The 7,852-nt window shown below is 73.7% G+C and carries 6 protein-coding genes; 5 read left to right on the top strand and 1 reads right to left on the bottom strand.

The window, feature by feature from the left end:
• The first annotated feature begins 433 nt into the window (after positions 1-433).
• From ACI8AF_RS04420 to ACI8AF_RS04400, 5 genes are all read left to right on the top strand, one after another.
• Entirely contained in the window at positions 434-2,059 is a 1,626-nt protein-coding gene (locus ACI8AF_RS04420; protein ID WP_456538456.1) for a methyl-accepting chemotaxis protein, read from the top strand.
• 176 nt (positions 2,060-2,235) lie between these two features.
• On the top strand, positions 2,236-4,731 hold the full coding sequence (locus tag ACI8AF_RS04415; RefSeq protein ID WP_456538455.1) for a chemotaxis protein CheA: 2,496 nt from the start codon (positions 2,236-2,238) through the stop codon (positions 4,729-4,731).
• Between the two features lie 5 nt (positions 4,732-4,736).
• The gene (locus tag ACI8AF_RS04410; RefSeq protein ID WP_456538454.1) at positions 4,737-5,189 is read left to right on the top strand and encodes a chemotaxis protein CheW; all 453 of its coding nucleotides are present in this window, start codon (positions 4,737-4,739) and stop codon (positions 5,187-5,189) included.
• 169 nt (positions 5,190-5,358) lie between these two features.
• Positions 5,359-6,336, top strand: coding sequence for a TerC family protein (locus ACI8AF_RS04405; RefSeq protein ID WP_456538453.1), 978 nt, complete (start codon positions 5,359-5,361; stop codon positions 6,334-6,336).
• A complete protein-coding gene (locus ACI8AF_RS04400) occupies positions 6,333-7,415 on the top strand; it encodes a baeRF3 domain-containing protein (RefSeq protein ID WP_456538452.1) in 1,083 nt (360 codons plus the stop codon). Before ACI8AF_RS04405 ends, ACI8AF_RS04400 begins: the two co-directional genes overlap by 4 nt.
• On the opposite strand, the gene ACI8AF_RS04395 is transcribed toward ACI8AF_RS04400, so the two are convergent.
• Positions 7,396-7,698, bottom strand: coding sequence for a helix-turn-helix transcriptional regulator (locus ACI8AF_RS04395; protein WP_456538451.1), 303 nt, complete (start codon positions 7,696-7,698; stop codon positions 7,396-7,398). The genes ACI8AF_RS04400 and ACI8AF_RS04395 overlap by 20 nt on opposite strands.
• Positions 7,699-7,852 lie beyond the last annotated feature (154 nt).

Here is a 7,852-nt window from a genome sequence, read left to right as displayed (position 1 = left end):
CGCCCGCCGCGGGCGGGGGGCGGGGCGGCGGCCGGGGGGGGGGGCCCCCCCCCCCCCCCCCCCCCCCCCCCCCCCCCCCCCCCCCCCCCCCCCCCCCCCCCCCCCCCCCCCCCCCCCCCCCCCCGTCGCCGTTCCGGGCCGCTCCTCAGCGTCCCGGAATTGTCGACATGCGGTCACGGGGACCATTCCGTGACAATGCACGGACGGGTCGCCGTCGGGACCGAAGTCCCTTTTTGCCCGTACCTGGCAGAAAGTGCGCGACGCGCCGCGGAAAAAGGACCCGGAACGTCCGCTATCGCATTTATGGTCCTTCCCGTCGGACGAGGTGCGCAGCACACGGACCGGCACTCGCGCCGGAGCCGACGCCGTCGCCACCGCGAGCCCTTCCCCCCTGCCACATCGCCGCCACGGCGGCCACCCGAGGAGCACCCCCATGCCCGACCACCTGACCGACGACCGCGTCGGCGCACCTGCCCCGCGCCGGGGCGGCTGGTTCGCCGATCGTCCGATCGGCGTGAAGATCGGCGCCGCCGTCGCCCTGCTCGCCGTCGTGGCCGTCGCCATGACGGTCATCGCCGTCACGCGGATCTCCTCGCTGCATGCGGCGTCCGACCGCATCAACGAGAACGTCGGCACCCTCGCGGACCTGGCGAACATCCAGCGCTCGTGGCAGGGCGACCGGTCCCGGTACAACACCTACCCGCTGGCGAACCGGGAGCAGCGCGCCGCCCTGCTCGCCGACCTCGCCGAGCGCCGCACCACCATCGACGAGCAGCTGGACGACTACGCCGAGGTCACCGTCAACAAGGAGGCTTTCGAGGAGTTCCGCGGCTTCGTGGACGAGTACTACGCGATCGCCGACGGGCAGCTGATCCCGGCGGCGGACGCCGGTGACCTCTCCACCGCCGCTGCCCTGGTCACCGGACCCCTGCAGGGCAGCTCCGACGAGATCATGGACGCGTACGCCGCGATGCAGGACCGCCGCGTGGCCGCCGGTCAGGCCGACACCGACGACGCGGGGGCGATCGCCTCCTCGGCCGTTCTCACCCTGTGGGTGTCCCTCGGCGTGGGTATCGCGATCGCCGGTGCGCTCACCGTCGTCGTCGTCCGCCGGCTCGTCGCGACGGTGCGCTCCGTGCAGACCTCCGTGGAGGCCCTCGCCCAGGGCGACCTGACCACCACCCCGGACGTGCGGGGTCGGGACGAGCTGGGCCGGATGGCGTCGGCCCTGGCCGGCGCCCAGCGGAACCTGCGGTCGGTCCTCGGTTCCGTGGTGGCCTCGGCGGACGCGGTGGCGGCCTCGTCGGAGGAGCTGTCGGCGTCCTCGGCGCAGATCTCGGCCTCGGCGGAGGAGACCTCGGCGCAGTCCGGTGTCGTGGCGTCGGCGGCCGAGGAGGTCAGCCGGAACGTGCAGACGGTGGCGGCCGGTGCCGAGCAGATGGGCGCGAGCATCCGGGAGATCGCGTCGAACGCCGCCGAGGCGTCGGAGGTGGCCGCCCGCGCGGTGAGCGCCGCGGAGGCCACCACCGCCACGGTGTCGAAGCTGGGCGAGTCGTCGGCGGAGATCGGCAACGTCGTCAAGGTCATCACGTCAATCGCCGAGCAGACCAACCTGCTCGCGCTGAACGCCACCATCGAGGCCGCGCGCGCCGGGGAGGCCGGCAAGGGCTTCGCCGTGGTGGCCAACGAGGTCAAGGAGCTGGCGCAGGAGACGGCGAAGGCGACCGAGGACATCGCCCGCCGGGTGGAGGCCATCCAGGCCGACACCGGGGCCGCCGTCACCGCCATCGCCGAGATCAGCCAGATCGTGGCCCAGATCAGCGACCGGCAGACCACCATCGCCAGCGCGGTGGAGGAGCAGACCGCGACGACCAACGAGATGAGCCGCTCGGTGCAGGAGGCCGCCGGCGGTACCGGTGAGATCGCCCAGAACATCACGGGCGTCTCCACGGCCGCCGACTCGACGACGCAGGCGCTGACGCAGACCCGCACCGCGGTCGACGAGCTCTCGCGCATGGCCGCCGACCTGCGCAGCACCGTGGCCACCTTCACCTACTAGAAGGGCCCCCTGCCCCCGCCGCTCGCACGCTCGCGGCGGGGCCCTGCAGGGGCCCGGGCCGGGGCGCGGACCACCGCGCCCCGGCCCGGGGTTCACCTCCACATCGCGGCCCGGGCCGCCGATAAGTACAGCCGGAGCGCTGACCTCCGGACGTGAACTGAGAGAAGAGAGCAGCAGTGGACGGTCTGGACGACATCGTCGAGGAGTTCCTGGTCGAGAGCCACGAGAACCTCGACCAGCTGGACACGGACCTCGTCGCCCTGGAGCAGGAGCCCAACTCCCGGGAGCGGCTGTCCAGCATCTTCCGGACGATCCACACCATCAAGGGCACCAGCGGCTTCCTGGCGTTCAACCGGCTGGAGGAGGTCACGCACGTCGGGGAGAACATGCTCTCCCGGCTGCGGGACGGCGAGCTGGCCCTGACGCCGCACCGGACGAGCGTCCTGCTGCGCATGGTGGACACCGTCCGCGCGCTGCTCACCTCGATCGAGGCCTCCGGCGGCGAGGGCAGCGTCGACGTCTCCGACGTCGTCGCCGCCATCAGCGCCGCCATGGAGGACGTCCCCGAGCCGGCCCCCGAGCCGGCCCCCGCGACGGCCGCCGAGGAGCCCGCCGCCGAGGAGCCCGCCGCCGCCGCGCCGGTCGCCGCCAAGTCGGCGACGCGCGCCCGCCGGGCCACGGCCAAGCCCGCCGCCAAGCCCGCCGCCAAGCCCGCCGCCAAGGCGCCCGTCAAGCGGGCCGCGGCGAAGAAGGCGCCGGCGAAGGCCACCGCGCCGGTCGTCGCCCCGGCCGACGACCTCGTCGCCGACGTCGTCCTGCCCGAGCCCCCGGAGGAGCCGGCGGTGGAGGGCCCCGCCGCCGAGGTCGGCATCCCGACCCCGCGGCAGCCCGCCGACGACCAGCACGACGCCGCCGAGGGCGAGGGGGCACCGTCCGCCGAGGGCGCCGGCCAGGCCGGCCGCCGCGGCGTCGCCGACAGCACCATCCGCGTGGACGTCGACCTGCTCGACCAGCTCATGCTGCTGGTCGGCGAGCTGGTGCTCACCCGCAACCAGATCGTGCAGAACGTCGCCCGCTCCACCGACACGGACCTGATCCGCGCCTCCCAGCGGCTGAACCTCATCGCCAGCGAGCTGCAGGAGGGCGTCATGAAGACGCGCATGCAGCCGATCGACCACATCTGGTCGAAGCTGCCGCGCGTCGTCCGCGACCTCGGCCTGCAGCTGAGGAAGAGCATCCGGCTGGAGATGGAGGGCCGGGACACCGAGCTCGACAAGACCCTCCTCGAGGCGGTCAAGGACCCGCTGACCCACCTGGTCCGCAACTCCGTCGACCACGGCATCGAGGCCACCGACGTCCGCAAGGCCGCCGGCAAGCCGGCCGAGGGCGTGCTCACCCTCCGCGCGAAGCACGAGAGCGGCCAGGTCGTGGTCGAGGTCGCCGACGACGGCGCGGGCATCGACCCCGCCCGGATCGGGGCCAAGGCCGTCGAGCGCGGGCTCGTCACCGCCGACGCCCTGCACCGCATGAGCCCGCAGGACCTGCTGCAGCTGATCTTCCTGCCCGGCTTCTCCACGGCCGCGGCGGTCACCAACGTCTCCGGCCGCGGCGTCGGCATGGACGTCGTCAAGACGAACATCGAGTCCATCGGCGGCACGATCGAGGTCGAGTCGCAGCCCGGTCGCGGCACCTGCATGCGGCTGCGCATCCCGCTGACCCTGGCCATCGTCCCGGCCCTCACCGTCGAGTGCGCCGGCGACCGCTACGCGATCCCGCAGATCAGCCTGCAGGAGCTCGTCGCCCTCGACGCCGAGAAGGCCGCCACCGCGGTGGAGATGGTCGGCGGCGCGCCGGTCTACCGCCTGCGCGGGGAGCTGCTGCCGCTGGTGCGGCTCACCGACGTCCTCGAGCTGCCCAGCGACCGGCACGACGGCCACGTGGTCATCGCGGTGCTGCGCTCCGAGGGCCGCCGGTTCGGCCTGGTCGTCGACCGCGTCCTCAACACCGAGGAGATCGTGGTCAAGGCGCTCGGCGGCCAGCTGAAGTCGATCGGGCTGTACTCCGGGGCCACCGTCCTCGGCGACGGCGCGATCGCGCTGATCCTCGACGTCCAGGCCCTCTCCCGCCGGGCCCTGCGCACCGAGACCACGGACCGCCAGGAGTCCCGCGAGGCCGCCGCGGCGGCGGAGCGCACCGACCGCGACCGGCAGCGGATGCTGCTGGCCGCCATCGGCGGCGGCCGGCGCGTGGCGATCCCGCTCGACACCGTCACCCGGCTCGAGCAGGTGCGCATCGAGACCGTGGAGAAGGTCGGCAACCGCGAGGTCGTGCAGTACCGCGGGGCGATCCTGCCGATGGTGCGGCTCGACCGGCACCTGGGCGCCTACGGCGAGACCGACCGCGAGGTGCTCGAGGTCATCGTCTACTCCGACCACGGGCGCAGCGTCGCCATCGTGGTCGAGGAGATCCTCGACATCGTCGACGGCGAGGCCGCGGTCCGCAGCGACATCGACGACCTGGGCCTGCTCGGCTCCGCCGTCCTCGGCGACAAGGTGACCGAGCTGCTCGACGTCCGTGCCGCGATCCTCGCCGCCGACCCGGCGTTCTACTCCGCCTCCCTCGACCACTCGCCGGCGACCGACGGTGTCGCGGCCCCGCTGCTGGAGGTCTGACCCCCGTGTCCGCTCCCACCGCCACGCCCGCGACCGCCACGAGCGGTCAGCTGGCCACCTTCTGGCTGGACGGCGACCTGTACGGCGTCGAGGTCGAGCACGTGCAGGAGGTGCTGCGCAGCCAGGGGCTCACCCGGGTGCCGCTGGCGCCGACGGCGGTCGCCGGCCTGATCAACCTGCGCGGCCAGGTCGTCACCGCGATCGAGCTGCGCGAGCGGCTCGGCCGCCCGCCTCGGCCCGAGGGCACCGACGCCGTCGTCATCGTCGTCCGCCTGCACGGGGAGGCGGTCAGCCTGCTCGTCGACTCGATCGCCGACGTCGTCGACGTCGAGGCGAAGGACTTCGAGACGCCGCCGGACACGCTCGACGGCCAGGCCCGCGAGCTGATCCGGGGGGCCTACAAGCTCAGCGGGCAGCTGCTGCTGGCCCTCGACGTGCAGAAGGCCGTCTCCGCCTAGCTCGACCGCGGTTGATGTACGACACGGAATTCGGTAATTTCCTGTCGTACAAGGGGAGTACCCCCGCGCGGCGCGTCGTCAGTACGGCCCTCCCGGGCCCGGCGCGACCGGTCCGCCGCCCACCGCGGTGGACGGGAGAGACCTTCGGCTCCGAGTCGAAGGACCGCGTGTGGACGACCTCAGCTTCGCCGTACCCGCCTGGGCGTGGATCGCCCTCACCGTCGGCATCGCCGCGATGCTCGCGATCGACCTGTTCCTGCACCGCGACGACCACGAGATCCGCTTCCGCGAGGCGGCCACCTGGAGCGCCGTCTGGATCGGCATCGGCCTCGGCTTCGGCGCCGTCCTAGGGCTCTGGCAGGGCGGTGAGGTGGCCGGGGCCTACTACTCCGGCTACCTGATCGAGAAGGCGCTGTCGGTGGACAACGTCTTCATCTTCGCCATGGTGTTCGCCGCCTTCGCCGTGCCGGCGGCCTACCAGCACAAGGTCCTCTTCTGGGGCGTCATCGGCGCCCTGGGTTTCCGGCTGGTCTTCATCTTCGCCGGGGCGAGCCTGCTCGAGGCGCTGAGCTGGACGGCGTTCCTGCTGGGAGCGCTGCTCATCTGGACCGCGTGGAAGATGGCCTTCCGGCACGGCGCCGAGGTGGACCCGCAGCGCAACGTGCTGGTCCGGCTGGTGCGCCGTGTCGTGCCGACGACACCGGAGTACCACGGCAGCCGGTTCTTCGTCCGGATGGACGGCCGCCGGACTGCCACCCTCCTCTTCGTCGTGCTGGTCGCCATCGAGGCGACCGACCTGGTCTTCGCCGTGGACTCGGTCGCCGCGGTCCTCGCCATCACGACCAACACGTTCCTGGTCTGGACGGCGAACGCCTTCGCCGTCCTGGGCCTGCGCGCCCTGTACTTCTGCCTGGCCGGGCTGCTGCAGCGGTTCGTCCTGCTGCACTACGGTCTCGCGGTGCTGCTGGCCTTCGCCGGGGTCAAGCTGGTCCTCGCCGAGACGCCGGTCGGCAAGCTGCCGATCCCGCTCACGCTGGGCGTCATCGTCCTGACCCTGGCGGTGAGCATCGGCGTGAGCCTGTGGACCACCCGGGAGCGCGGTCGGGCCGCCTCCCTCGCATCCGCCGGCTCCCGGGAGGCGTCGTGACCCGCGCGCTCCGGGACGCCCGATCGGTCCGGCCCGCCGAGCTGCCGCAGCCGACGCCCGCCGACGTGATCGCCCTGCAGGCGGTCCGTTCCTACCCCGCCGTCTCGGTGCTGTGCACCCCGGAACCGGCGCAGCGGATGCCCGCCGCCGATGCCGCGACGCTGACCGGCCTGGCCACCAGGGCGGCGGACCGCGTCGCCCGCGAGTTCGGGGCGGCGGCCACCGCGCCGATCAGCACCCGGCTGCGCGAGCTGGTGGCGGACGCCGCCACCAGGCCGACGCGTGCCGCGGTCGCCGTCCACGTCTGCGCGCACGACTCCTCGGCCTGGGCCCTCACGGTCGAGGTCCCCGACCGCGCCGTCGTCGACCCCACGTTCGCCACGCGGGACCTGGTGCGCTCGCTGCACCGCACGCCTCGGCACGTCCTGCTGGTCCTGACCTCGCGGGAGGCCAAGCTCTTCGACGGGCACGCCGGCGTCCTCGTACCCGCCCCGGCGAGCGCCTTCCCGATGCCGTGCGGCGACCGCGACCGCGACTCCTTCCTGCGCGCCGTGGACCGGGCGCTCGGGACCCACCTCCGCGTGCACCCCGCCCCGCTGGTCCTGGCCGGTGACACCCGGGTGGTGGCGGCCTTCGCCAGGCTGTCGCGCAACACCCGCAGGCTGGCCGGCACGGTGCGCGGCAGCCACGCCCGCACCTCCCTCGCCGATCTGGCCCGCCGCGTCCGGCCCGTCCTGGACCGCTATCTCCACTCGCGCGAGGCCGAGGCGCTGCGGCTGGTCGAGCAACGGGCCGGTAGTCGCCGGGTCGTGACCGGGATGCCGTCCGTGTGGCTCGCCGCCCGGGCCGAGCGACCCGAGATGCTCGCCGTGGAGGAGGGCCTGTTCCACCCGGCGAGGGTGGTGAGAGACGGTGACCTCCTCCTCCCCGCGACCGACGTCGAGCACCCCGACGTCCTGGACGACGCCGTCGACGAGGTCGTCGAGACGGTGCTGCAGCGGGGTGGGTGGGTCGCCTGGGTGTCGGACGGCGCGCTGGCGCACGCGGATCGCGTCGCGCTCACCCTCCGCGATCGGTGACGGTCGGGTCCTCGCCGAGGATCAGCGCGAGCACCTCCCCGATCCGGTGCGGCTGCTCGACGGGGTGGCGGAGCGGGCGGTCCGGACGCACCCGGTAGCGGTTGCGCCGGCCGTCCCGCGAGCGCTCGACGTACCCGGCCTCCACCAGGTCGGCGAGGATGCGCTGCGTCGCGCGTTCGGTGATCCCGACGCGCGCGGCGACGTCGCGGAGGCGGACGTCCGGATCGCGAGCGATGCAGACCAGGACGTGGGCGTGGTTGGTGAAGAAGGTCCACTCCGCCATGGCGGCACCGTAGGACGGGGAGTGCCACGACCTCCGCCAGGCCTCGGCCTCTGCGCCCTGCTCGGACGTGGGTCGACCCGGACGGCGGTCGACCGGTTCGCGACCCCGCGTTCCGGCTCGTCACTCTGAGCAACCGGACCGGGACCGGAAGCAG

The organism is Blastococcus sp. SYSU D00669 (assembly GCF_054050715.1).
This window is presented reverse-complemented; position numbering and strand designations above follow the sequence as displayed.

Bases quoted from the DNA above. Each gene is read 5' to 3' on its own strand.
- ACI8AF_RS04420 (WP_456538456.1), top strand. From the start codon at position 434: ATGCCCGACCACCTGACCGACGACCGCGTCGGCGCACCTGCCCCGCGC.
- ACI8AF_RS04395 (WP_456538451.1), bottom strand. From the start codon at position 7,698: ATGGCGGAGTGGACCTTCTTCACCAACCACGCCCACGTCCTGGTCTGC.